The 23,087-nt window shown below is 69.3% G+C and carries 22 protein-coding genes; 1 reads left to right on the top strand and 21 read right to left on the bottom strand.

Annotation, left to right across the window (positions count from 1 at the left end; genetic code table 11):
* Positions 1–6: 6 nt before the first annotated feature.
* The 21 genes from KLK06_RS13540 to KLK06_RS13440 all read right to left on the bottom strand — a co-directional run bounded on the left by KLK06_RS13540 (position 7) and on the right by KLK06_RS13440 (position 21,185).
* The gene (locus tag KLK06_RS13540; RefSeq protein ID WP_214635775.1) at positions 7–1,317 is read right to left on the bottom strand and encodes an MFS transporter; all 1,311 of its coding nucleotides are present in this window, start codon (positions 1,315–1,317) and stop codon (positions 7–9) included.
* A 206-nt stretch (positions 1,318–1,523) separates the two neighbouring features.
* Positions 1,524–2,786: an amidohydrolase family protein gene (locus KLK06_RS13535; protein WP_214635774.1), complete on the bottom strand. Its 1,263-nt coding sequence runs from the start codon at positions 2,784–2,786 to the stop codon at positions 1,524–1,526.
* The gene (locus tag KLK06_RS13530) at positions 2,767–3,267 is read right to left on the bottom strand and encodes a VOC family protein (RefSeq protein ID WP_214635773.1); all 501 of its coding nucleotides are present in this window, start codon (positions 3,265–3,267) and stop codon (positions 2,767–2,769) included. Before KLK06_RS13530 ends, KLK06_RS13535 begins: the two co-directional genes overlap by 20 nt.
* Positions 3,268–3,349: 82 nt before the next feature.
* Positions 3,350–4,306: an alpha/beta fold hydrolase gene (locus KLK06_RS13525; protein ID WP_214635772.1), complete on the bottom strand. Its 957-nt coding sequence runs from the start codon at positions 4,304–4,306 to the stop codon at positions 3,350–3,352.
* On the bottom strand, positions 4,303–5,169 hold the full coding sequence (locus KLK06_RS13520) for an NAD(P)-dependent oxidoreductase (protein WP_214635771.1): 867 nt from the start codon (positions 5,167–5,169) through the stop codon (positions 4,303–4,305). The genes KLK06_RS13525 and KLK06_RS13520 overlap by 4 nt, the downstream gene beginning before the upstream one ends.
* A gap of 2 nt (positions 5,170–5,171) precedes the next feature.
* Positions 5,172–5,504, bottom strand: a complete 333-nt coding sequence (locus KLK06_RS13515) for a Dabb family protein (protein WP_250905434.1) — start codon at positions 5,502–5,504, stop codon at positions 5,172–5,174.
* A gap of 5 nt (positions 5,505–5,509) precedes the next feature.
* Entirely contained in the window at positions 5,510–7,012 is a 1,503-nt protein-coding gene (locus KLK06_RS13510) for an aldehyde dehydrogenase family protein (RefSeq protein ID WP_214635769.1), read from the bottom strand.
* Complete coding sequence (locus KLK06_RS13505) at positions 7,009–7,311, bottom strand: NIPSNAP family protein (protein WP_214635768.1); 303 nt, start codon at positions 7,309–7,311, stop codon at positions 7,009–7,011. The genes KLK06_RS13510 and KLK06_RS13505 overlap by 4 nt, the downstream gene beginning before the upstream one ends.
* 43 nt (positions 7,312–7,354) lie before the next feature.
* Entirely contained in the window at positions 7,355–8,005 is a 651-nt protein-coding gene (locus KLK06_RS13500; RefSeq protein ID WP_214635767.1) for a cysteine hydrolase family protein, read from the bottom strand.
* A complete protein-coding gene (locus tag KLK06_RS13495; RefSeq protein WP_214635766.1) occupies positions 8,002–8,709 on the bottom strand; it encodes an MmgE/PrpD family protein in 708 nt (235 codons plus the stop codon). The genes KLK06_RS13500 and KLK06_RS13495 overlap by 4 nt, the downstream gene beginning before the upstream one ends.
* Positions 8,706–10,064: an MmgE/PrpD family protein gene (locus KLK06_RS13490; RefSeq protein WP_214635765.1), complete on the bottom strand. Its 1,359-nt coding sequence runs from the start codon at positions 10,062–10,064 to the stop codon at positions 8,706–8,708. Before KLK06_RS13490 ends, KLK06_RS13495 begins: the two co-directional genes overlap by 4 nt.
* Positions 10,061–10,429: a cupin domain-containing protein gene (locus tag KLK06_RS13485; protein WP_214635764.1), complete on the bottom strand. Its 369-nt coding sequence runs from the start codon at positions 10,427–10,429 to the stop codon at positions 10,061–10,063. The genes KLK06_RS13490 and KLK06_RS13485 overlap by 4 nt, the downstream gene beginning before the upstream one ends.
* Complete coding sequence (locus tag KLK06_RS13480) at positions 10,426–11,289, bottom strand: phosphoenolpyruvate hydrolase family protein (RefSeq protein ID WP_214635763.1); 864 nt, start codon at positions 11,287–11,289, stop codon at positions 10,426–10,428. The genes KLK06_RS13485 and KLK06_RS13480 overlap by 4 nt, the downstream gene beginning before the upstream one ends.
* Before the next feature lie 46 nt (positions 11,290–11,335).
* A complete protein-coding gene (locus KLK06_RS13475) occupies positions 11,336–11,806 on the bottom strand; it encodes a hypothetical protein (RefSeq protein ID WP_214635762.1) in 471 nt (156 codons plus the stop codon).
* Positions 11,803–13,401 carry a GMC family oxidoreductase gene (locus KLK06_RS13470; protein WP_214635761.1) on the bottom strand — a complete coding sequence of 533 codons (1,599 nt, stop codon included), beginning with the start codon at positions 13,399–13,401 and terminating at the stop codon, positions 11,803–11,805. The genes KLK06_RS13475 and KLK06_RS13470 overlap by 4 nt, the downstream gene beginning before the upstream one ends.
* 161 nt (positions 13,402–13,562) lie before the next feature.
* The gene (locus KLK06_RS13465) at positions 13,563–14,798 is read right to left on the bottom strand and encodes a Tm-1-like ATP-binding domain-containing protein (RefSeq protein ID WP_214635760.1); all 1,236 of its coding nucleotides are present in this window, start codon (positions 14,796–14,798) and stop codon (positions 13,563–13,565) included.
* Positions 14,799–14,886: 88 nt separating this feature from the next.
* Positions 14,887–15,792 (bottom strand): ABC transporter permease, encoded by a 906-nt coding sequence (locus KLK06_RS13460; RefSeq protein ID WP_214635759.1) that lies wholly within the window; start codon positions 15,790–15,792, stop codon positions 14,887–14,889.
* Positions 15,785–16,879, bottom strand: a complete 1,095-nt coding sequence (locus KLK06_RS13455; RefSeq protein WP_214635758.1) for an ABC transporter permease — start codon at positions 16,877–16,879, stop codon at positions 15,785–15,787. Before KLK06_RS13455 ends, KLK06_RS13460 begins: the two co-directional genes overlap by 8 nt.
* Positions 16,876–18,357 carry an ATP-binding cassette domain-containing protein gene (locus KLK06_RS13450; protein ID WP_214635757.1) on the bottom strand — a complete coding sequence of 494 codons (1,482 nt, stop codon included), beginning with the start codon at positions 18,355–18,357 and terminating at the stop codon, positions 16,876–16,878. Before KLK06_RS13450 ends, KLK06_RS13455 begins: the two co-directional genes overlap by 4 nt.
* Positions 18,358–18,469: 112 nt before the next feature.
* Positions 18,470–19,678: a BMP family ABC transporter substrate-binding protein gene (locus KLK06_RS13445; protein ID WP_214635756.1), complete on the bottom strand. Its 1,209-nt coding sequence runs from the start codon at positions 19,676–19,678 to the stop codon at positions 18,470–18,472.
* Positions 19,679–20,126: 448 nt separating this feature from the next.
* Positions 20,127–21,185, bottom strand: a complete 1,059-nt coding sequence (locus KLK06_RS13440; protein ID WP_214635755.1) for a CapA family protein — start codon at positions 21,183–21,185, stop codon at positions 20,127–20,129.
* A 307-nt stretch (positions 21,186–21,492) separates the two neighbouring features.
* Between KLK06_RS13440 and KLK06_RS13435 the strand changes: the two genes are divergently transcribed.
* The gene (locus KLK06_RS13435; protein ID WP_250905432.1) at positions 21,493–23,025 is read left to right on the top strand and encodes a PLP-dependent aminotransferase family protein; all 1,533 of its coding nucleotides are present in this window, start codon (positions 21,493–21,495) and stop codon (positions 23,023–23,025) included.
* Positions 23,026–23,087: the final 62 nt, after the last annotated feature.

The following is a 23,087-nucleotide window of genomic DNA, read 5'->3' as shown; positions in this document are numbered from 1 at the left end:
GGATCCTCAGACACGGGCGTCGGCCAGGCTGCCGACGAGCGAGACGCCGACCTTGCGCGTGTAGCACCACCACGTCAGCGTGAAGCAGGCCACGTAGAAGGCGCCGAACCCGACGAACGCGGTGGCCGGGCTGCCCGTCTGGGCGAACGACATGCCGAACGCGCGGTTGATGAGGAACCCGCCGAGCGCTCCGACCGCGGAGATGATCCCGATGGCCGCGGACGCCTGCCGCTTGCCGTACATCAGGGCCTCCTCGCCGGTGCCGCGCTCGGCCACGGCCTTGGCCTGGAAGATCGCCGGGATCATCCGGTAGGTGGAGCCGTTGCCGATGCCCGCCGTGAGGAAGAGCACCTGGAAGGACAGGAAGAACATCCAGAAGTTGCCCGAGGTGCTGCCGAGCCAGACCAGGACCACTCCGACGCCCATGGCGGCGAAGTTCAGCAGAGTCACCGGCGCCCCGCCCTTCTTGTCGGCGAGCCAGCCGCCCACCGGCCTGATCAGCGAGCCGATCAGCGGGCCGACGAAGGCCACCGCCGCCCACGGCGAGCCGGGGAACAGGCTCTTGGCCAGCAGCGGGAAGGCCGTCGAGTAGCCGATGAACGAGCCGAACGTGCCGATGTACAGGAACGACATGATCCACGTCTGCGCCCGCCCGGCCACCGCCAGTTGCTCGCGCGGCTTGGCCTTGGCCACCGCCAGGTTGTCCATGAAGAACCAGGCGCAGACGGCGGCCACGACGACCAGCGGCACCCAGAACCAGCCCGCGGCGGCCAGCCCGAACCCGCCGATCACCAGCGGCATGACCAGCTGCACGGAGCTGACCCCGATGTTGCCGCCGGCCGCGTTCAGCCCGAGCGCCACCCCTTGCCGCGAGCGCGGGTAGAAGTAGGTGATGTTCGCCATGCTGGAGGCGAAGTTGCCGCCGCCGACCCCGGCCAGCGCCGCGATCACCAGGAACATCCAGTACGGGGTGCCCGGGTCGCTGACCGCCAGCCCGAGCAGCACCGTGGGGATGACCAGCAGCAACGCGCTGACCGTGGTGAACGTGGCGCCACCGAACCTGGCCGGGCCGAACGTGTAGGGGACACGCAACACGGAGCCGACGAGGTTGGGCAGCGCCACCAGCCAGAAGAGCTGGTCGGTGGAGAAGTCGTAGGCGCCCATCTTGGCGGCCACGATGCTCAGCAGCGTCCACACCGTGAACCCGAGGTGCTCGGCCAGGATCGAGAAGACGAGATTGCGCCGGGCGATCCGCTTGCCGGAGCCTTCCCAGAAGGTCTTGTCGTCGGGGTGCCAATCGGCGATCCAGCGCGCCATCGTTCCTCCTACATTCGGTGGCGAGGACTCGAATGTAGGAATCGCGCGTTACGCACTTTGACGATCCGTGGCTGTGCGTTCGTTACATGTAACTCACTGGCGTAATGAGCAATCAACATGTGTCACGGTGGAAACCTGCTGTTAATAGGGACTTCAATCGTCGCCGCCGAGCCGTCCTGTCCAAGCGCCTTCCGCTCTCCCGTAGATCATGACGCGGGCGGTTGCGCCAGCCAGACCCGCGATTCGGCTCCGCCCACCACGCGCCCGCGCTTGATGGTGGTCCGGCGGCCCGGAGCGTTTCGGAGGATGTCCGGTAGACAACTGGCGGAGAACACGACCAGGTCCGCCACCGCGCCCACCCGGACGCCGTCGGCTGGTGCACGCACGTAGTGAGCGGCGTTGACCGTCACCATGTCGAAGACTTGTCTGATCTCCCGATCCGACCCGAGCTGAGCGGCCACGGCGGTCACCATCGCCACCTCCGCCGGGTCCAACCGCCCGAAGGGAAACCACATGTCATGCATGTTGTCGCTGCCGGCGGCGACGCGCACCCCGTGGTGGAGGAGCGTCCTCAGCCGGGCCACTCCCCTCCCCCGCGGCGGAATCTCATCACCGACCAGCAGGAGGTTGCCCATCGGGCAGATGCAGATGTCGATCTCGGCCGCCCGAATCGCCGCGATGACCTCCGCCGCGACCGCGTCAGGGTATGAATCCAGCGCGCAGCAGTGTCCCGCCCGGACCCGACCCACCAGGCCGGCCTCGATCGTCTTGTCCGCGAGCAGCTTGAGGTCGCGCTGCTGCGGGTCGTAGCTGTAGTCGCAGTGCACATCGAGATCCACGTCGAGCTCGCGCGCGAGCTCGACGAGCAGCTCGATGTGCCGGCTCCTGTCCTCCGGCAGTTCCACGTCCGGTGCGCCGCCGAGCACGTCCGCTCCCGAAGTGAGGGCGGTCCGGAGCAGGCGGAGAGCGGCGCCGTCCCGGACGATGCTCTCCTGCGGGAAGGCCACCAGCTGGATGTCGATCACGTCGAGGTAGCGTTCGCGGAGTTCCGCCATGACGCGCAACGCCAGCAGGCCACCCACCGGGTCGACGTCCACGTGCGCGCGCAACGTCCCCACGCCGTGGCCGACGGCGAGTTCGATCGCCCGGGTCGCTCGCGCCCACAGGTCGTCCCGGGTGAACCGTGACTTGACGCGTCGGGTGCGTTCCAACGCCGCGTCCAGCGCCTTCCCGTGGTCCGTCGGCGGCAACTGCGGAAAGGTCAGTGCCTTGTCGATGTGGAAGTGCGGTTCGACGAAGGCAGGCGTAAGCAGGCCTCCCTGCGCGTCGATGATCTGTCTTGGGGCGGCGGCCGGGACGTCACCGATCGCGGCGATACGCCCGCCTTCCAGGTAAACGTCGACCAGATCCGCGGAATCGAGCAGCCGGACGTTGCGGAGCAGCAGCGGCTCAGGAATCGGTGCCGGCATCCGCCTGCCGCCCCTCCTCGGTCCCGAAGCCGTCGAGCGACTCGCGCTCCTGGAGGCTGCGCAGTTCCTGGAACACCGAGATGTGGAGACCGGCAGGCGCGTCGAACCTCGCGTTCAGCGACTGCCACGGCGTGACGGTGGGCGGCGCGACCTGGTCGGCACCGGCCGAGAGCAGCCGATCGGTGGTGGCTTGAGCGTCATCGACTTCGAACGCGACCCGGATCTTGGGAGCCACCTGGCGGCCCACCTCGACATCGTCGATCATCCTCTTCTGCGCGGGGTTCGCGATCTCCAGCGTGGCCCGGCCGGCATCGAGGATCGTCACATGGGCGCCGTCCCCACCGGAGAAGGCGGCCTGCTCGGGCAGGCCCAGAGCGTCCCGGTAGAAGGCGAGGGCGGCTTCATAGTCCTCGGCCTCGACGACCAGGCGAAGCTGGCGGACGGCCGGACTCCGGCTCTCGGAATCCTTGGAAAGGGTCATGGGATCTTCTCCTCATCAGAAACGGTGATGTCGGGTTCACGATCTGCGGCGGACGGGAAGCGAGACGGTGTCCGCCTGATTTTCAGTCACTGCGGCTGGCGTACGCGCCGTCGGTACCCCCCGCGGGCGCGGGCGGCCTGGAAGGATCTCCTGGTGTCATCCCGACCAGCCCTCGGCCCACCGTGGCCGGATCCCTCAGCGACCACTGACCGGCGGCCACCTGGTTCAGGAAGCCGTCGAGGGCGTCGTTGAAGGCGTCCGGCTCCTCGTGGTTGATGGTGTGGCCGGTGCGCGGGAGCACGCACAGACCGGCTCCGGGCATGACCCGCTTGAGCATGACGTTGACGTCTAGACAACCGTCGTCCTCGTCACCCACGACAAGGAGCACCGGTGCCCGCACGGCGCCCAGGCGGTCGCGCAGGTCGTACAGGGAGGGACGCTGGGCCAGCACCTGTGAGAAGGTCATGGACATGCCCATGGCATCACGCCCGGCCAGTCGTTCGCCGAACACGTGCCACCCCATCGGCTCCTTCTGTTTGAACTGCTGACGGGTGGGCCCGTCCTGATAGGCCCGCGCCGCACTCGGCACGTCCTCGCGGAAGAGCCGGGCGGCCGTACGCGCCTCCTCCGCGAAGCCGGCCCGCTGATGCGGCGCTGACCCGTAACCGGCACCGGCCACCGTCACGCTGAGGCAGCGTCGCGGGTGTTCGAGCGCCAGATGCAGGGCGCAGAAGCCACCCATGGACAGACCCACGACGTGGGCCGCGGCGAATCCGAGGCTGTCCAGGACCGCGAGGGCATCCTGTACCGCGATGGCCTGCCCGTAGCGGTCAGGGCTGGTGGGAACGTCGGACGGCGGGTATCCGCGCGCGTTGTAGCGGACGCAGGTGTACCGATCGGCGAAGCGCTCCACCTGCCCCTGCCAGTCCTGGAGGTCCCCGGCCACCTCGTGCATGAACAGCAGCGGAGGGCCGGATCCGTCCAGCGCCACCGCCAGGCGGGTGCCATCGGGGGCGACGGCTTCGGAGAGCGTGCTCATTTCGGGTGCTCTCCGTCCTCCGCGGCCTTGAGCGCCGCCCACGCCGGCCAGACGTGGCGCATGAGCTGGAATGCCAGTGCGGTGACGGGCATGGGGAAGTCCGCGGTATCCGCCTCGCGCAGCACCGATCGCATGTCCTTGAGGAGGATGTCGAGGTCTTCCCCGGCCACGTAGTGCTCCCACCACGGTTTGACCCGCCGCCAGTTGTCGACGACCCAGCTTCCGCCGACGCTCACCGACAGCACGGACATCAGCGTGTCCTCATCGACGTGGTAGTCGTCGACCAGCCGGATCGCCTCGAACACGCCCATCATGTTGATTCCGAACGCCAGTTGTACCGCCAGCTTGGTGGCTTGAGCCGTGCCCACCCGCTCGCCCACGTGGAAGATGTTCTGACCCACCGCGTTCAGCAGCGGGAGGAGCCGGTCGAAATCCTCCTGCGCCGCCGACACCATCAGAGTCAGGCTGCCCGCCTCGGCGCCCCATGGCCCTCCGGACATCGTCGCGTCGACGGCCGTCGCGCCGTGGACGGCGAGTTCGGCCTGGATCCTCCCCATGGTGGTCGGATCCAGCGTGCTGGCCACGACGACGGTCAGCGCTTTGCCGGTCCGCACCACGCCGTCTTCTCCGAACAGGACGGCCTGCGTCTGCGCGGCGTCACGGACGACGGAGAAGATCACCTCGGAGGCTCCCTCCGCCGCCGCCCGGGGAGAGTCGACGATCGCGATGCCGGCTTCGGCGGCAAGTTCCCGGCGCTGGGTCGAAGGGTCAAATCCGTACACGGTATGCCCGCTCTTGACCAGATTGGCGGCCATCCCGAGGCCCATCGCGCCAAGTCCGATGAAACCAATGCTTTCCGTCATGCCTACTGCCTTCCTTCGGTCTCGTCGTTCGACCTGGCGGCCGCGATCGGCAGGTCCACGACCAGCACGGATTCCGCGGTCAGGGACAGTTCACGGGCCAGCTGCCCGTGCCGGGCGTCCCGCAGGTAGCCGTCCCGCACCGTTTCGGCGGGGAAATTCATGGTGACCCCGAGGGTGTAGCCGCCGCCGAACGGCTCGGCGCTGACGTCGCTCCCGGCGTAGACTTCGCCGGCGCCCAGGTCGGTGGCGAGCGCGGCGAGCTGGTCGACGATCTGCTCCGCCCGCCACGTCGCGCCGTCTCGCGGCTTGATCAGTACGATGTGGGCCAGCCTCATGCTCTTCACGGCTTCTCGTCCGGCCGGCGGAACGGGCTCACACGCGGTTCCCCCCGGAATTGCACGGTCTTGTACTCGGTGAATTCCCGCAGGCCCTCCTCTCCGCCCTCGCGCCCGAAGCCGGATTGCTTGACACCGCCGAACGACAACGCCGGGGAGCCGTCGCTGGTGGTGTTCACCCAGACCGTGCCGGCCTCCAGGCCCCGGCTCATTTCGAAGGCCCGGTCCAGGTCCGTGGTCCAGACGGACTGCGCCAGGCCGTACGCCGTCCCGTTCGCCAGCGCGAGCGCCTCCTCCTCTGAGCCGAAGGTGGTCACCGACAGGACGGGGCCGAAGATCTCCCGTTGGAACACCGGTGACTCCCGGCCGACGGAGGCGATCACCGTCGGCTCGTAGAACGCGCCGGCCGCGAGCTCGGGGGCATGGGGCGGCCGCCCTCCGGCCAGCACCTTCCCGCCGTTCTCCACACCGGCGAGCACCGCGGCGTGCACCCCGTCGCGGTGCCCGTGGTGGATGAGTGCGCCGATGTCGCTGCGGGGATCGTCGGGCATGCCGACGCTCAGGGCGGCTGCCCGCGAGACGACGGCGGCCGTGAACTCATCGCCGATCGCGGCGTCCACGAGCAGCCGTGCCCCGGCCACGCAGGACTCCCCCTGGTTGGCGAAGGCGCCGAACACCACGGCGTCCGCCGCGGCGTCCAGGTCGGCGTCGGCGAAGACGACATTGGCCGCCTTGCCGCCGAGCTCCAGGCCGACGCGGGTCAGGGAGTCGGCGGAGGCGCGCATCACCTCCCTGCCGACCCGGGTCGATCCGGTGAACGAGACGTAGGAGATCAGCGGGTGGGTGACCAGCGGATGCCCGGCGGCCGCACCGGTGCCGGTGACGACGTTCACCACGCCGGGCGGGAATCCGGCCTCCTCGCACAGGGCGGCGATCTCCAAGGTGCTGCTCGAGGTGAACTCGGAGGGCTTGACGACCAGGGTGCATCCCGCCGCGATGGCGTAGGGCAGCTTCTGGAGCAAGATGAGCGCGGGGAAGTTCCACGGCGTGATGATCCCGACGACCCCGGCCGGCTCCCGGGTGGCCAGCACGGTGTATCCGGGGGCGAGGCCGGTGTAGGCGTCGCCCTTCGTCGTCCGGGCCAGCGCCGCGGCGTGGCGGACGTGGCCGATGCCCAGCGCCAGATCGCCGCGCGCGAAGCGCAGCGGCTTCCCGACCTCCTCGGAGTCCAGGGCGGCCAGCCGGTCGGCGTTCCGTTCCAGCAGCTCCGCGAGCTTTTCCAGCAGCTCGGCCCGTGCCGTCGCAGGGATACGCCGCCAGGAGGCGGCGGCGAACGCGGCGGCGGCCGCGCCGACCGCGGCGTTCACGTCGTCCGTCGTCCCGGCGGCGTACCTGGCCACGACCTCGCCCCTGGCCGGGTCTCGCCGCTCCAGCGGAGGACCGTCGACGCGGCCACCGGCGATGTGGTGCCCGTAGGTGCGCGGGTCCGGAGGCTTCGGCGCGCTCATCGGCTCAGCTCCACGATCTCGGAACCGGCGACGTGCGGTACCTGTCCCTCGCCCGCGGCGACGACCTTCTGCCACTCGGGGTCCTCGCGGAACGCCGACCAGCGCCGGGCCTTGTCTTCTTCGTCCTCGAACTCCAGCATGTAGACCAGTTGCTCGCCCTTGGTCAGCCGGCGGAGCCAGGGGCCGTACGCGGTGATCCCGTGCTTGGCGAACAGTCGCAGGCTGGTGCCCGCGAACTGGTCGAAGAGCGCCGGGGTGTGTCCCGGCGTGATGGTGTAGAAACGCAGTTCTGCGATCATGTGACTACCCTCGTTCGATTTCGCTGGTCTCAGACCGATCGCCTCAGCCCCAGGCGGCTCGGATGTCCTCGACGGGCGCCACCAGGGCGAACCGCCGGTCTGCCGTCAGGAGCGCCGCGGCGTGCAGGTTCATGTCCCACGAGGCGCAGGCGTCGGCGGCGATGGTGACGTAGAAGTCCCGGGAGAACGCCTCCCGGGCGGTGGTGTCGACGCAGACATTGGTCGACACGCCGCAGCAGATCACGCTGTCGCGGCGCAGGCTGCGCAGGATGAGCTCCAGGTTGGTGCCGCCGAAGCCGCCGTAGCGGTACTTCTTGACGATGTGATCGCCGGGCTGGGGCGCCAGCTCGTCGACGATCGCCTGCCCCCACGAGTCGTCAAGGCATATGTCCTCGGCCGAGTAGCTGGCCCGCGATCTGGCGTCCCGCCACACCGGCGAGTCGCTGGCGCCGGCGGGCAGCGTGGTGTGCTGGCAGTGGATCACCGCGACACCGGCCTGCCGGGCGGCGTCGGCGAGCCGGCCGGCCGCCGGCAGGATCTGCTGCGCGGGGCGCACGTCCCGGCCTCCCACCGTGGCGGCCTTGCCCAGCGGGTGGACGAAGTCGTTCGACAGGTCGATCAGGATCAGCGCCGTCCTGTCCGGTCGCAACCGGTCGGCCAGGAGGCCGGGCGCCACTGTGTTCACCGAGTTCATGAGAAGACCTCCATCGCGTATGTCAGCGCGGCCGACCACAGGTCGGCCCCGGGAAGGGCGCCCTCCGGCGGCACCTGGCCCGGGGGCACGGGCCGTTCCACGACGAGCCACCGCTCGCCGAGCCGCTCGATCGCCCCGGCCGGGTCCCCCGTCGGCGCGATCAGGCTGTAGAGTCCGCGACGGCCCTCCAGAGCAGTGCCGGGAGCGGTCATGCCCGCACGGGCCAGGGCGGCGGCCTGCAGCCCGTTGAGGGCGGCACGCCGGTGCTGGAACGTGCCGAGCGGCGACAGCGAGACCGCGGCCAGCCCGGACGCCTGCGTGGCGGCGATGCCGATCGCCCGCGTGATCGCCTCGCTCCCGAGCCCGTCCACACGGGCCGCGGCCGTCGCCGCGCCCACCGCGACGGCGGCGCACACCGGATCCCACCCGCCGACCACCTGTCCGTCGAGCGAGTGAAGCATCCGTAGAGCCAGTTCCAGCCCCACCGCCAGCCCCTGTTCCGCTTGGGCGCGACCGGCTCCGCCGGCATTCGCGTGGTGCAGGGCCGCGCATGCCACCCAGCGGGCGGCGATGTCCGCCGGGCGCCGTCCGGCCTCGGTGCCCGCGGCAGGCAGCGCCCCGCACAAGGAGGCCACCGCGGCCGTCGCCGCCGGTTCGACCAGTGTCTCGGCCGCGAAACGAGCCATCCGCACGGTGATCGTCATGGGACCGGCACCTCCTGCCGGGCCGGCTCCAGCAGCGCCTGCACGGTCCGCGGCTCCGTCTCCCGGCCCAGCCGGGCGACGGCGGCCCAGATGGAGTACGCCTGACCGGGGGCGAGCGCCTCCGCCTTGTCGATCAGCTCCTGGTCCGTCAGCGGCCGCAGCAGGCTGCCCCGCGCGTGCGCGACGGGCCACTCGGTGCAGCTGCCGTCCACGACCTCGATCTCCAGCGTGGCGGCATCGCGCGGCATCGCCTCCTCGGGGCACAGCTCGATGCGGGAGCGAAGGCCGGACAGTACCGGATCGGTCGCCGCCGCGTCGCTGAACTCGGCCAGCCCCCCGTTGCCACGGACGAGGCCGGCGGCCACCCCGTGCACCGCCGAGAAGCGAGCCTCGAGTCCGGTCCGTGGATCGAGGCGTCCCATGAGCTCAGGGACGAGGGGATGGCACCGGTAGCGGACGCGGGTGACGTCCGCCGGGTCGACCCCCTGCCGGTGCGCCTGGACGGCGGCGTCGATGCCGGGGTGCGCGACGATGCCGCACGGGTAGGGCTTGAAGGTGTTGGCCGCGAGTTCCCAGCGCGATCCGAACCCGTCGAGCAGCTGGTGAGGTTGCCTGCGGTCAGGGGCGAGAGCGCGAAGAAGATCGCCGATGTCGGGGAGAATCCCGCCGGCGCCGGCCGTGAACGTCCCGCGGGCGGCCTCCTCGGCGGCCACGAGTCCGTTGGCTGCCGCCTTGCCCGCGTGGAACGGCTTGACCTCGGTCCCGAATGCCTCCCGGTGGCCGAGGGTCTGCAGGGATGCCAGCCGCAGGGCGTCGGCGAGCCTGTCACGTTCCAGCGCGCCGAGCAGGCCCGCCGTGACCGCGGCGCCGATCACCCCACAGGTGCCGGTGATGTGCCAGCCGCGGTCATAGTGCTCGGGGCTGACCGCGAGGCCGAGCCTGAGCTGTATCTCGCACCCGAGGGCGAAGGCCGCGAGCAAGGCCTTGCCGGGCACGGCCGCGGACCAGCCCGCCGACCACGCGGCTCCCAGGACGGAGGCGCCGGGATGGATGACGGTCGCCAGGTGAGTGTCGTCGAAGTCGTCCAGGTGCGCGGCGAACCCGGTGAGCAGCGCCGCGTCGGCGGCACGTGCGTACCCTGCGACACCGGGCGCCGCGGGTACGCCGGACGGAGTCGCGAGCGCGCCCGCGAGCCTGGTGACCTGGGGTGAGCGGGACGCCCCGAGAGCGACGGCCAGGACGTTGACCATCGTCCTGCGGGCCGCCGCGGCGGCCTCTTCCGGCAACGGGCGTGCGGCGGCCGCGAGCACCGCCTCGGCGATGTCCTCGTACGCGGGCCCCATCCCTTCGGTCATATGCTCGGCTCCAGCCAGGTGATGGCCCCGAAGGAGAAGGCGAGCTGGGCCAGGCCGGCGGCCGACGCGCCGTGCCAGTGCTCCTCACCCGGCTCGATCCACACGATGTCGCCGGCGGCCACGGGCAGCGGCTCGGATCCGCGACGACCGACGAAGCCGGCCCCGTCCAGGACGTGAATGACCTGGCCGTCGGCGTGCGTGTGCCAGTGGCCGCGTACGTGCGGGTCCAGGCGGATGAGCGCCGTGGTCGCTTTGCCCGTCGGCCCGGCCTGGATCGCGGAGCTGAACGCGGAACCGGAGAAGCGTTCCGGTTCGGGCACGGGTGTGGGATCCCGCAACAGGTCGGTGACGCGGAACAGTCTCATGCCACGACCTCCGTCTGCTGCCGGTCACCGGCCAGGGGCGCGATGGACAGCTCGGTGAAACGCCGCATGGTGTCGACGAGGGCGGTCTCCGCCGGTATCCGTTCCATGCTGGAGGCACCGAGGAAACCGACCGCGCCGGGGGCGTGGAGAAGCACCTCCTGCGCGTCGCCAGGTGTGGCGATGGGGCCGCCGTGGCACACGACGAGCACGTCGTCGCGGACGGCTTTGGCCGCGTCGTGGATCGCCCGCGTCCGCGCCCCGGCCTCCTCCAGCGACATCGGCGCCGTGGCGCCGATGAGCCCGGCGGTGGTCAGTCCGACGTGAGCCACGACGATGTCCGCGCCGGCGGCGGCCATGGCGCGCGCCTCTTCCTCCGTGCGCACGTACGTGGCGGTGAGCAGGTCCTGCTCGCGGGCGACCCGGACCATCTCCACCTCCTTGTCGAAGCCGTAACCGGTGGCCTCCAGATCCGCCCGGACGCTGCCGTCGAGCAGGCACACCGACGGGAAATTCTGCACTCCGGCGAACCCGAGCTCTTTGAGCTCGCGGAGGAAGAGCGGGATGTTCTTGAACGGATCGGTCGCGCAGACGCCGGCCAGCACCGGCGTGCGGCTCACCACGGGAAGGACCTCCGCGGACATCTCCACAACGATGTCGTTGGCGTTGCCGTAGGGCATCATCCCGGCCATCGACCCGCGCCCGGCCATGCGGAACCTCCCCGCGTTGTAGATGACGATGAAGTCGACGCCCGCCTGCTCGGCGCACTTGGCCGACAGGCCGGTGCCGGCGCCGGCGCCGATCAGGGCCCGGCCGGACCGGATCCGGTCGTGGAAGAGCGGGACGTACCGCTGACGGCTCATGGTCAATACCTCCGGTGGGTGGATTTCAGACATCGGACAGGCAACTTCACGAGCCGTGCTCCGACGGGGCGTCCGGCGGCAGCCGGTAGCGGGGACCGCGCTCGATGACCTGGTCGAGCAGGCCTTCGGCGACGATGGTCGTGATCTCTCTCGGGTCCACGATCTTCGCCTTCTGGATCGAGTACTTGAGCGAAGCCGTCACACGGGGCGACATCAGGTAGGCGCCCGCGACCACGAGCGTGATCGCCTCGTGCAGTCGCGGCGCGTCCGCGGCGAGCCGCTCGACGCTCGCGAGGTCCAGGTCGGCACCCAGCGCCTCGAGTGCCTCCAGCAGCGGCGGGATGAGGTCGGGCCGTGCCCTGGCCACCTGGTCGAGCAGCTCGGCGTGCACACCGGCCTGCGCGGCTGAGGGCAGGCCGGCACCGGCCGGTATGAGCGCGTCGGCGACCTTTGCGAGCCGCTCGCGGGCCGCGGGAGGAACGGGCGCGACGGGGAGATCCGTGCCGTGGGTCGTCATGACGCCACCGCCACATCGCGTCGGCGCGCGACCAGCGCGCGAGCGCACCGGAGCGCGTTCGCCGCGATGGTCGCGGCGGGGTTGACACCGGAGGACGTCGGAAAGACCGAGCTGTCGAAGACGAAGAGGTTCGGCACGTCGTGGCATTCGCCATACGGATCGACGACGGTCCCGTCCGGATTCTCGCCCATGACCGTGGTGCCGATCAGATGCCATCCGATGCCCTGCATGATCGGGTTGAGGATCTTCTGCTTGGCCCCCATGGCGTCCAGCACCTCGGACACCCGGTCGAGGTGCCAGGCCATCATCGCCCGCGTGTTGTCCGAGGTCCGGTATCTGATCCGCACGCCCGGCACGTCCTGCTCGCCGAGCTCGCCGTCGAGCGTCACCCGATTATCGGGATCGGGAAGGTCTTCGCAGATGACGCCCCAGATGACCGAGTGGCCCAGACGCTCCCGCAGCAGCCTGGTGAACGAACTCCCCCAGACCGATTCGTCGCCCCAGGTCCCCGTCAGCATCATGGACAGCGGCGCGCCGGAGGGGATCAGGTTCCACTTGGCGCCGCGAACGAACCCTCGTGAGCGGTCCGTCTCGTAGAACTCCAGGGAGTGCAGGTACTGTCCGAGCGGTCCGCGCCAGGACTCGAGGTCCTCGTCGAAGATCCCGATCGCGTTGCCGAACGGGTGCATCATCAGTCGCCTGCCCACCATGCCGCTGGAGTTGGCGATGCCCGCGCCGTCGGCCGAGTTGAGCAGGATCCGCGGGGTGCCGAGGGCGTTGGCGCACAGGACGACGACACCTGCGTGGATCGCGTGCCGGGCGCCGTTCTCGTCGAGGTATGTCACGCCACTGGCACGGCCCCGGTCGTCGAGGAGGACCTGGTCGACCGTCGCGCGGACCACCAGGCGCACCTGCCCCTTGGACAAGGCCTGCCAGTGGGTGCGGTCCGCCGAGCCCTTCGAGCCGGTCGGGCAGCCGAAGGGGCAGGCGGTCAGCTGCGTGCACGCGTGCAGCGGGCCATAATCCGCGGTGGCGATCGCGTTGGTCCCCGGCCACCAGTGCCAGCCGAGCTTGTTGAGCGCTTCGGCCCCCCGGCGCCCGACCTTGTTGAGCGGAACGGGCGGGAGGGGTGGCGGGGTCATCGGCGGCAGCGCGGGATTCCCGCCAAGACCGCTGACGGCGAACTGGCGCTCGACCTCGTCGTAGTACGGCTCCAGGTCCCAGTAGCTGATGGGCCAGTCGTCGCCGACACCGTCGAGGGTGCGGACGCGGAAGTCCGAGGGCAGGAAGCGTTCCCACTGGGCCGCGTACATGACGGTGCTTCCACCCACGCCGTTGTACATCAGGGCGCTGATATCGGACTCCGTGTCATCGACGCGGTAATCTCCGGCGGCGCGCCGCTCGTTCGGATTCCAGTTCCAGTGCTTGCGCGACACGAGCTCGAAGTCCGCGTGGCCCGCTCGTGCCCGGCTGTAGTCCGGCCAGTCGCCCTGCTCAAGGCAGATGACCCTCATGCCGGCCCGGGCGAACTCCTGGGCGGCCACCGCCCCGGAAGGTCCGGCTCCAACTATCAAGACATCGCAGTCATCGCGCATGTCCGGCTCCTCTCTTCACTGGGTGGCAATGGCCTGTACTGCGCCGTCGGCGACGTGGCATCGGCCCGCCTAGCGGTCCCCGGCTCCAGGGCCGAGGGGATCCGCAGTGAGCGGAGCGTCTCTGCCATCACGGCGACCGTACTGCAGTGTATCGTAATTGTCTATATATTGTTTACAGAACGTTCTGGTGATGTATGCGTGAGGTGTTTCAGGAGCAGTGCGGCCGCCTGATCGCCGAACGCGTGCGAGTTCACGGGAGCCGGGCTCCGCTCGACGGTGACGTGCGGACCGGCGGCATCCAGCAGCGCCCTTTCCAGGGCCTGGTCGGCCTCCGGCCAGTGGAAGACGCCGCCGGGTTCGGACAGGGCCGACGGGCCTCCGGTGGGCAGGAGCACGGTGACCGGGCCTCTCGCTCGGACCAGCTTCTCGCCGAGCTCGGCACCGAGGGCGGTCGCCTCGTCGGGGGTCGTCCGCATGAGCGTCGCGGTGGCGTTGTGCGGATAGAGCCGTCGGTCCCGGTACCGCTCCGGTACCGACTCGGGCGCGCCGAAGTTCACGATGTCGAGTGCCCCGAGGGAGACCACCTGCGGGATGCCCCGGTGGCCGGCGGCGGTCAGCCTGTCCGGTCCCGCACTCGCCACACCGCCGATCAGGTTGTCGGCGAGTTCCGTCGTCGTCAGGTCCAGCACCGCGGTCAGCCAGCCGTCCTCGGCGAGTGACTCCAGCGTCCTGCCCCCGATGCCGTTGGCATGGAAGACCAGTACGTCGAGGCCCTTCGACTCGAGCACCTGGCAGGCCCGCGACACACCGACGGTGGTCACCCCGAACATGCTGGCGGCCACCATCGGCGCCTCTCCCGTACGGCGCACCGGGTGGTGCAGCTGCGCGGCGAGCATCGCTATAGCACGTTCCATCACAAAACGGCTCAGCGTGTTGAGGCCGGCGATGTCCACGATCGAGGGCACCAGCAGCAGGTCGCTTGCCCCCACGTAGGGACGGGTGTCCGAGGAGGCCATCGTGGTGACGATCATTTTGGGCGTCCCCAGGGGCAGAGACCGGAAGGCGGGTGCCAGCACGCTCAGAGCTCCCGATCCCCCCATGCCGAACACGGCATCCACGTTCCCGGCGTCCTGGAGCCCCCGCAGGAGGTGGAGCAGTCCCTCGGACATCGCGTCCAGGGCGGCGGCGCGATGGGGAAGCCCGGCGATCTCCGACAGGGTGCGCCCGGCGGCGCGTGCCACCTCGGTACGCGTGATGTCGGGACTCGTCGCCGGTCTCCCCCGGATCCCCGTGTCGATCAGAAGCGGACGCAGGCCCGCGTCGACCAGCAGCTCCTGGACGAAGGCGTACTCCGCTCCCTTGGTGTCCAGTGCGCCGGCGAGGACCACGTACGTCATCGCGACCTCCGGCGGCGAGCACGACTGTCTTCCACGGCCGTGACGGCGCCGGTCGCCGGCGGCCGCGCTCCGCGGCTCCGATCATGCTTCATAGCGTGCGCTCCAGGATCAGTGTCGGCTGCTCACCTCGGCGTTTCTTGATCACCGCCGTGATCGAGATGGCGATGATGGTCACGATGTAGGGCAGCATCAGGACGAACTGCGGCGGCAGGGTGCCGTTGAAGTCGAGCTGCGACTGGATGCCGAAGGCCGCGGCGAACCCGAAGAACAGGGCCGCGACCGAGACTCCGATCGGCGCCACGTTGCCGAGGAGGACCGCCGCGAAGGCGAGGTAGCCGCGCCCCTGAGTGATGTTGTCGGAGAAGGACTGCACCCCGGCCAGAGACAGTTCCGTTCCGGCCAGGGCGCACAGGAACCCGCCGATCTGCAACGCCGCCAGCCGGTAGCGATCCACCGGCACGCCCGCGCTGCGGGCCGCGAAGGGATCGCTGCCGCAGGCGCTCAGCTTCAGACCAGCCCGGGTCCGCCTGATCGACCACCAGGCGATCCAGGTGAGAGCGATGGCGGCGAAGGTCAGCACCGACAGGTCGCCCAGTGGCGCCAGCGGTCCGGTGAGCCCGGACAGCGGCTGGGGAAGGCCGATCGGCGACTGGACGGCGGCCTCGGAGCCGAAGACCACCACCAGCGCGTACCCCGTGGCTCCGGCGGCGGTCAGGGACAGCCCCAGACCGACGATCATCACGTTCGCCTTGAAGTAGGTGATGAGCAGCCAGAACAGGAGCGACAGGGTCAGGTTCACGACAATGGCGGCGGCGAGCGCGAGCGCGATCGAGCCGGTCTCGATGGCGGTGGCGGTGGCGACGAACGCACCGCTCACCATGAGACCTTCGAGGCCCAGGTGGATGACGCCGCTGCGCTGCGCGTACATCCCGGCCAGCGCCGCCAGCCAGATGGGCGTCGCCGCCTGCAGGCATGTCACGATGAAGTCACCCATGAGCGCTCACCGTCTCGCTTTCGCTAGGTGTCTTGTCGGTCCGCGCGGGAGTGGGACCGCGGGAAGAACGGCGGGCCAGGATGGCGGGCAGCGCCGACACCGTGATCCACACGGCCACCATGCCGTTGAGCATGTCGAGCCCCGCCTGCGGCAGGTCGTTCACGATGGGGAGATAGAGCGTGGCCGCCCGCAACCCGCCGAAGAACAGCGCCGCCAGGAGCATGCGCACCGGGCCGAAGGCGCCGACCAGCGCCACGATCACTGCCATGAAACCGACCTGTGGCGAGAATCCGGCACGGAGACTTCCTGCCGGGCCGAACACCTCGACCGCGCCGGCGAGGCCCGCGGCCGCGCCGCTGAGGCCGAAGACCACCAGACCCACCCGGGATGCCCGGATGCCCATCCACTGCGCCATCACCGGGTTACGGCCGACGAGTCGGATCTCCAGGCCGAGCCGGGTACGGCTGTGGAGCATGATGGCCGCGACCACCAGCAGGGCACAGATGACGAGCAGCGTCAGGGACACCCCGCTGCCCCCGCTGAGGCGGAACGTGGGGGAGAGCATGTCGGTCGTGGCCGCCTGGCCCGAGCCGTCACGGTTCTTCAACGGTCCGGTGCAGATCCATTCCAGGAGAAGCACGGCGATGAAGTTCATCATCAGGCTGGTCACGACCTCGTCGGCGCCCAGCCGGGTTCGCAGGATCCCGGGTATGAGCGACCAGAGCATCCCCAGCGCGATGCCCGCGGCAAGCGCGGACGGGACCACCACCAGAGCGGGGCCGTCGTGCCACTCCAGGCCCACCGCCAGGGAACCGATCGCCCCGACGTACATCTGCCCTTGGGCGCCGACGTTGAAGTAGCCCGCCTGAAAGGTCAGGCCGACCCCCAGCGCGATGATGAGCAGGGGGATGGCCCAGCGCAAGGTCTGCGTCCACGCGGCCGCCGAGCCGACGCTTCCTTCGATCGCCCCGTTGAGGATTTCTCCCACGGAGTAGCCGGACAGGCCGAATATGCCGAGGGCCAGCAGCAGGGACACCGCGACGACCGCCACCGGGCGGGCCGCCTCCAGTCTGGACAGGTGCTTCATCCCTCATCTCCCCCCACCATGGCGGCTCCTACCCGCTCGACGTCGAAGGGTCGCTCGAAGGCGGCCACCACGCGGCCGGCGAGCATGACCAGCACCCGGTGGCAGACCTCGAACATCTCCTCCAGGTCGGCGCTCACGACGAGGACGGCGGCATCGGCGGCCGCCGCGCCCACCAGCGCCGCTCTGACATCCCTTGCCGCCGCGATGTCCAGCCCGCGTGTGGGGTGGGCCGCGATCAAGACCCTGAGGTCGTCGGTGACCTCCCGGGCGAGGATGGTCTTCTGGACATTCCCTCCAGACAGGCTCCCCGCCTGCTGTTCCTCCGAGCGGTAGCTCACTTTCCAGCGATCCAGCGCCTCCTTGCACTGCCGCCTGAGCGTCTTCGGCCAGATGATCCACCCGCCGCGGCCGCGACGCATCGCGACGTGGTTCTCCCATAGGCTGCTGGAGAGGCTGACCCCTTCCACGTTCCGCTCGAACGGGATGACACGCAGGCCACGGCCGCGCCGCTCGCGTACGGAGGCTTCGGAGACATCGGCCTCGCCCAGCCAGATCGACCCGCTCCGCGCGGCCGTCACCCCGACGATCGCCTCAACGAGGCTTCGCTGACCGTTGCCCTCCACTCCGGCGATGCCCACGATCTCGCCCTGCCGGATCTCCAGCGAGACATCGACGGCGCTCGCGTCGTGCGCGCTCGACCGGGCGCTCAAACCTGCCGCTCTCAGTTCGACAGGAGCGCTGGACGCGGGTTCGTGGGCGGACGGCACGGCCTCGATGGACGCGCCGCCGATGATGGCGCGAGACAGTGACGCGGGGTCGAGGTCACCGATCGGCGTGGGTTCGATGATCAGCCTGCCGGCCCGCAGCGCGGTGGCGGTGTCCGCGACCCCGAACACTTCCTGCATCTTGTGGAGCACGACGATGACGCACATGCCCTCCGCGGCGAGCCCGCGCAGCCTCTCGAAGAGCCGGTGCATCGCGGGCGGCGGGAGCACCGCCGTCGGCTCGTCGAGAATGAGAACGCGGGGATTGGAGGCAAGGGCGCGGGCGATCTCGACCGCCTGCACCGTCTCGATGGGCAGGCGGCCGATCACCGCGTCGGGGTCGACGTCCGTGCCGGCGCCCGCGAGCAGCGTCTCCGCCCTGCGACGCAGCCGCGTCCGGGAGAAAGCGCCGAGAAGCTGCGGCCCGTCGTTGAACAGCTCGAAGCACTGGGCCACGGTGAAGTCGGCGGGGAGAGCGAAGTGCTGGTGCACCAGCTCTACCCCGTGGCGCCTGGCCTCGCCGACGCTCCCGCCGGAAAGCAGGTCCTCCCCGACCTGAACCGTGCCGCTGAGAGGCTCGACAAGGCCGGCCAGAACGCGGGCGAGAGTCGTCTTGCCGGCGCCGTTCTGGCCGACGAGGGCGTGTACCCGTCCCGGAGGGAACGTCGCCGTCACGCCGTCGAGGGCCCGGAAGTCCCCGAACTCGACCGACACGTCAGCGCACGTCAGGACGGCGCCCTCACGGGAACGAGGCTGTCCGGAAACCGGCTGGGCGGCCGCGGAGCGGTACGGATGGGTTTCGGATTGCGCGGAGGACATGCCGCCCTCAGACAGGGTCGGTGTTGAAGGGGACATCGACGGCGCCCTGGATGATCTTCTGCTTGACGCTCTCGACCGATTCGAACGCCTTGGCGACCCCGGCGGCCGTCTCGCCGGTGGACGCGAGCTGCTTCGCCGGGTCCAGGAACGTTCCGCCGTCGGCGAGCCCTGCCACGGTCTCGCCGGGCTTCCACGTTCCCGAGTCGATGGTCAGAACGTTCCTCGCCATGGTGCCGCCGTAGTGCTGGGACGCGACAGCGATCACGCTGCCGGCCGTCTCGGGGCTTTCGTCGTTGTCGTAGATGACATGGGTTTTCGCCTGATCGGCGGCCTTGACGACCCCGAGGGAAGAGCCACCCGCGTAAGCGAGCACCACATCGACCTTGTTGTTGAACATCGTCTGCGCGATCTGCTGCCCCTTCACCGGGTCCCCGAAGGAGCCGACGAACGCGCTCTTGACAGTGACGTCGGTACGGGTGGCCTTGGCGCCGGCCTGATAAGCGTGGAAGTCGGCATACAGCGCGGGAAGGGCCGTTCCGCCGATGAACCCGATGACCCCTGTCTTGGACACGGTCGCGGCCAGCACACCGGCCAGGTAGGACGGCCCCTGCGTGTCGAAGGTGACCGTCTGCACGTTCGGGATCGTGGGCTTGTACGCATCGGCGTAGACATGCACGAACTTGGTATCGGGGAACTCGGGGGCGACCGTTTTCAGCGGCTGGATGAACTCCGAGAAGGCCACGACGATCACAGAGACCCCTGATTGGGCCAGGTTGCGAAGGGTGGACTCGTGAGAGGACGGGTCCGTGGCCGCGACGAAACGCGTCGAGTACCCCGCCGCCTTCAGCTTGTCGAGTCCCGCGATCAGATTGTCCGTCGGGCCGCCGTCCCCCGCCTTCTGCGGCGTGACGAGCGCCACCGTCTTGCCGCCCGAGCCCGCCGCCTCACCTCCGCCTGCGGCATTCGCCTCACCGCCTCCAGCGGTTCCGCAACCGGCGAGCGCGAGACCCGACACCAGAGCCCAGACGGCAAGGAGGTGGCGGCAGAGCTTGGCTCCTGTTTTGACACTCATAACAGGCTCCCATCTGTGGGGAGAAGGGGAGATCGCCGACACGGTCTGCGCTTCCGCTCGGTCGTCTCTCGTGGTTTCGGCCGAACATATCCCCCCATTCAGGAAATGTCCAGAAAGCATCACCAGAACGTTCTGGTGATACATGTAATGACACTTGGCCGGGTACAGGCACCCGAGCCGGATCGGACCACTGCGCACCCGCCTTCACCTGGCAATCGTCGACACGGGGCTACTCCCGCAAGACCGTCCGCATCCCTACGCGGGGCGGTGTTCCCGTGGCGATTCCGGACGTGACGATCACTGAGCCCTCGTCTCGCGTTCGCCGATGCGGAGATCGTCCAGATGGTTCCTGGCAAGGAGGAGAAGCCCATGACGTGTTATGTGCGACGACGGCGACGCGGCGCCTGGACGGCCGCAGCAGGCAAAAGGCTTGACGGACTGGGCCCTGGCATCCCGATCCGTTGATCTGTCCATGGTTGACGGCAGGAGCCTGCCCGACCCGACGTCGCGGCCCACCAGGTTTTCGTTACGGAGACAGACGCGTACGCGAACGGTCCGTCACCCGGCGCGCGGCCGGACCAGGATGAGAGATCTACGGCGCGATGCGTATCCGCTCACCGTCGAAGGACACGGTCGTGTCCAGGTCCGCCGACTCGCGGATGAGCCGGTCGGCGATGCGTCGGCTGTTCTCGGGATCAGCCAGAACAGGCAGCCCAGAATCATTCGTCATGATCGGCACCAAGGACACGCGCAGGTTACGCTTCTCGTCTGATTCGACGACCGAGACGAACGCGTCCCGGCTGAAGGCGTTGTAGATCGCTTCGATTTCCGGAGAGATACCCTCTCTCGGCTGCTGCGCGACAAAATTGCCCGGACTGTAGACGATGACCTTGCCCCGATAGAGCTCCACTCCCTGGGGGGCGTGAACATGGTGCCCCAGGACGATGTCGGCACCCGCGTCCACGAGCCTGTGCCCGAGGACCCGCTGATACTCGGCACGGGCACCGCCGAAGCCGAAGCCCCAGTGGATGGTGACGACAAGCACGTCGACGGTGCCCCGGAGCCGGTCTACGCAGCTCAGCACCCGCTCCTGATCGTCAGCCCGGACACGGGTGTGGATCACTGGCGGCACTCCGGGCTCCTCCAGCTGGAACTCTCCGTTCACCACCCACTCGGTGTCCACGTGGACAGGCGAGATACCGGGCTTCGACGGGCCTGCCGCCGCGCCCAGCGGCAGGAGGCAGGACCAGGCGAGTATTCCGATGACGCACCCATCGACATTCACGATGGCCGGCTCCTGCGCGAGTGCCAGGTTCCCACCCGCACCGATAGGCGTCACGCCGATCGAGCGCAGTCCCCCGAGGGTGTCGTCCAGGGCGTCCCACCCGTAGTCTGAGCTGTGGTTGTTGGCCAGGGTGGCAACCCGGAGATTGAAGGCGGAAAGCTCCCGGACGAGTTCCGGACGTGCTCTGAAGTTCAGGATCCGATCCGAGGGATGCCCCCGGTCGGAGAAGGGGAGCTCGACGCTCGACAGTACGCACGGCGATGTCCCGAGCAGGTCCTGAAGCGCGGTGAGGCCCGGATCGGCGGGCACCTCGTCGAGTGATTTGGTGAGCACGATGTCCCCTGTGGCGGCCAATAGTAGCGTCACGTGTCGATTCCCTTCGTGCGCCGGGGTGGGATGCCCACCGCGGGGCGGTCTCAGGGGCTACCAGAGCGACGCGACCAACGCCCTTGACGGTCATCAGTCAGCCGGACCGATGGGCGGCGCTGCGGCCCCGATCAGGGAGGCTGTCATGGCGGCAATATGTTGTCAATACACTAGGAATACAATCACAACAGACCCCCTTCCCAGTGGCGAGGGACGCCCAGCCGAAGACAGGTGCAGCTCCAGGACCCGGGGCTTCTTGGCAGAAATGACAGAGATCATCAAGAGATGCTGGTAAGATGTATGCGTGATGCTTGAGGTACAACGTCGACTGACCGCCCTCCGCGACACGTCCGGCAACGGCCGCCCGCTCTACGAGCGCGTGGCATACGAACTGGCGGAGGCCATCCGGCTGGGCGAGTTGCAGCCCGGCGAGCGCCTGCCATCCGTACGACAGCTCGCCACGGACGTCGGGCTCAGCGTCACGACGGTGATGAGCGTCTACACGCTGCTCGCCGACAGCGGGCTGGTGTACGGCGAGGCCGGTCGCGGGACGTTCGTCAGCGAGACACCCAAGGGGGACAACAACCTCCACGCACCCCGGGCGGCGGAGCACGCGACCGCTCGTCAGGGCAGCGCGTGGCGACGGCTGGTCCTGGCACAGACCGAGGCGCGGCTCAAGCAGAGCTTTCCATCGGCCGACGATGTCATGCGGGGAGGTCCGGACCTCCGGTTGCTCCCCCTGGACGCGATCAGGCAGGCCTTCCAGGACGTCTCTTCCCGCTTGCAGGCCCACGACCTTGAGTACCCGTCCACGCTCAGCATCGAGCCTCAGCTCGCCCACGCACTCAGCGGCAAGCTCCTCGCCGACGGGCTGCACGTGGATGCGGACGACATGTTGGTCGCCAGTTCGACCCAGCAGTTCCTCGCCCTGCTGGCGATGCTCCTGCGCCAGCGTTCTCAGGACGAGCCCGTTCTCGTCGCGATCGAGGAGCCGGGCTACCAGACCGCCATGGACACTTTCGAGGTCCACGGGCTGGGCCTTGTGCCCATGAGATTGGACCAGTTCGGGGCCACCGTCGACGGGCTCCGGGCCGCGCTGGAGTCAGGTGTCGTGGCCGTCTTCCTCACTCCCCGCGCTCAGAGCCCGACGGGCTGCAGTTGGACCGCGGAACGCCGGCAGGCTCTCGCCGACGTCTTGGCCTCCTACCCAGACGTATGGATCATCGAGGATGACCACTTCGCTGAGGCGTCCACCTCACACCCAGGATCCTTGTACGCCGACACACGGCTGCGGGACCGTGTTGTGTATCTCAGGTCGTTTTCCAAGTCCATCGCGCCCGACCTGCGGCTGTCGGTGGCCGTCGCCAGGCCGCCGATCCGCTATTCGCTCATGATATCGAAGTCCTTCACCGACGGATGGACGTCCCGGACCTCTCAACGCGTGCTTGCGGCGGTGCTGGCGGACCCCCGAACCGAGAACGCCCTGCTGCACGCTCGCACCGAGTACGCACGCCGCCGGACCGCGGTTCGCGAGGCGATCCTGAGCATGGGCGCATCCCAGGGGCTGGACCTGTCCATCCCCGAAGTCGGCCCCGACGGGCTGCATGTCTGGGTCACCCTGCCCAGAGGATGCGACGCCGACAGAGTGGCCGAGGCCGCGGCGCAGCGCGGCTTTCTGCTGGCCGCAGGGCAACCGTTCTTCGCGACTCCCGGTAACCAGCGTCATCTCAGGCTCAATGCGGGTGCCATCGCCCCCGAGGCCGCCCCGAAGGTCGCCACCGTCATTCACGATGCCATCGTGAGTGTTCTGGGCCAGCCCACCGCACTGCTCACGCCCTGAGCCGTAAGTAACCAAGCTCCTTTATTGACGTTCTCGGTTCTCCTGCCGCCAGCGGACCTACG

The sequence above is a fragment of the Nonomuraea sp. NEAU-A123 genome, assembly GCF_018603905.1.
Classification (GTDB): domain Bacteria; phylum Actinomycetota; class Actinomycetes; order Streptosporangiales; family Streptosporangiaceae; genus Nonomuraea.
The sequence above is the reverse complement of the archived record's forward strand: the minus strand, read 5'-3'. Positions and strand labels throughout refer to the sequence as shown.

Coding starts and splice junctions, on each gene's coding strand:
- KLK06_RS13505 (WP_214635768.1), bottom strand. CDS start 7,311: ATGATCGCAGAACTGCGTTTCTACACCATCACGCCGGGACACACCCCG.
- KLK06_RS13465 (WP_214635760.1), bottom strand. CDS start 14,798: ATGACGTACGTGGTCCTCGCCGGCGCACTGGACACCAAGGGAGCGGAG.
- KLK06_RS13475 (WP_214635762.1), bottom strand. CDS start 11,806: ATGACGACCCACGGCACGGATCTCCCCGTCGCGCCCGTTCCTCCCGCG.
- KLK06_RS13480 (WP_214635763.1), bottom strand. CDS start 11,289: ATGAGCCGTCAGCGGTACGTCCCGCTCTTCCACGACCGGATCCGGTCC.
- KLK06_RS13525 (WP_214635772.1), bottom strand. CDS start 4,306: ATGAGCACGCTCTCCGAAGCCGTCGCCCCCGATGGCACCCGCCTGGCG.
- KLK06_RS13520 (WP_214635771.1), bottom strand. CDS start 5,169: ATGACGGAAAGCATTGGTTTCATCGGACTTGGCGCGATGGGCCTCGGG.
- KLK06_RS13455 (WP_214635758.1), bottom strand. CDS start 16,879: ATGAAGCACCTGTCCAGACTGGAGGCGGCCCGCCCGGTGGCGGTCGTC.
- KLK06_RS13485 (WP_214635764.1), bottom strand. CDS start 10,429: ATGAGACTGTTCCGCGTCACCGACCTGTTGCGGGATCCCACACCCGTG.
- KLK06_RS13510 (WP_214635769.1), bottom strand. CDS start 7,012: ATGAGCGCGCCGAAGCCTCCGGACCCGCGCACCTACGGGCACCACATC.
- KLK06_RS13445 (WP_214635756.1), bottom strand. CDS start 19,678: ATGTATCACCAGAACGTTCTGGTGATGCTTTCTGGACATTTCCTGAAT.
- KLK06_RS13535 (WP_214635774.1), bottom strand. CDS start 2,786: ATGCCGGCACCGATTCCTGAGCCGCTGCTGCTCCGCAACGTCCGGCTG.
- KLK06_RS13540 (WP_214635775.1), bottom strand. CDS start 1,317: ATGGCGCGCTGGATCGCCGATTGGCACCCCGACGACAAGACCTTCTGG.
- KLK06_RS13435 (WP_250905432.1), top strand. CDS start 21,493: ATGCTTGAGGTACAACGTCGACTGACCGCCCTCCGCGACACGTCCGGC.
- KLK06_RS13490 (WP_214635765.1), bottom strand. CDS start 10,064: ATGACCGAAGGGATGGGGCCCGCGTACGAGGACATCGCCGAGGCGGTG.
- KLK06_RS13495 (WP_214635766.1), bottom strand. CDS start 8,709: ATGACGATCACCGTGCGGATGGCTCGTTTCGCGGCCGAGACACTGGTC.
- KLK06_RS13530 (WP_214635773.1), bottom strand. CDS start 3,267: ATGACCCTTTCCAAGGATTCCGAGAGCCGGAGTCCGGCCGTCCGCCAG.
- KLK06_RS13470 (WP_214635761.1), bottom strand. CDS start 13,401: ATGCGCGATGACTGCGATGTCTTGATAGTTGGAGCCGGACCTTCCGGG.
- KLK06_RS13515 (WP_250905434.1), bottom strand. CDS start 5,504: ATGAGGCTGGCCCACATCGTACTGATCAAGCCGCGAGACGGCGCGACG.
- KLK06_RS13460 (WP_214635759.1), bottom strand. CDS start 15,792: ATGGGTGACTTCATCGTGACATGCCTGCAGGCGGCGACGCCCATCTGG.
- KLK06_RS13500 (WP_214635767.1), bottom strand. CDS start 8,005: ATGAACTCGGTGAACACAGTGGCGCCCGGCCTCCTGGCCGACCGGTTG.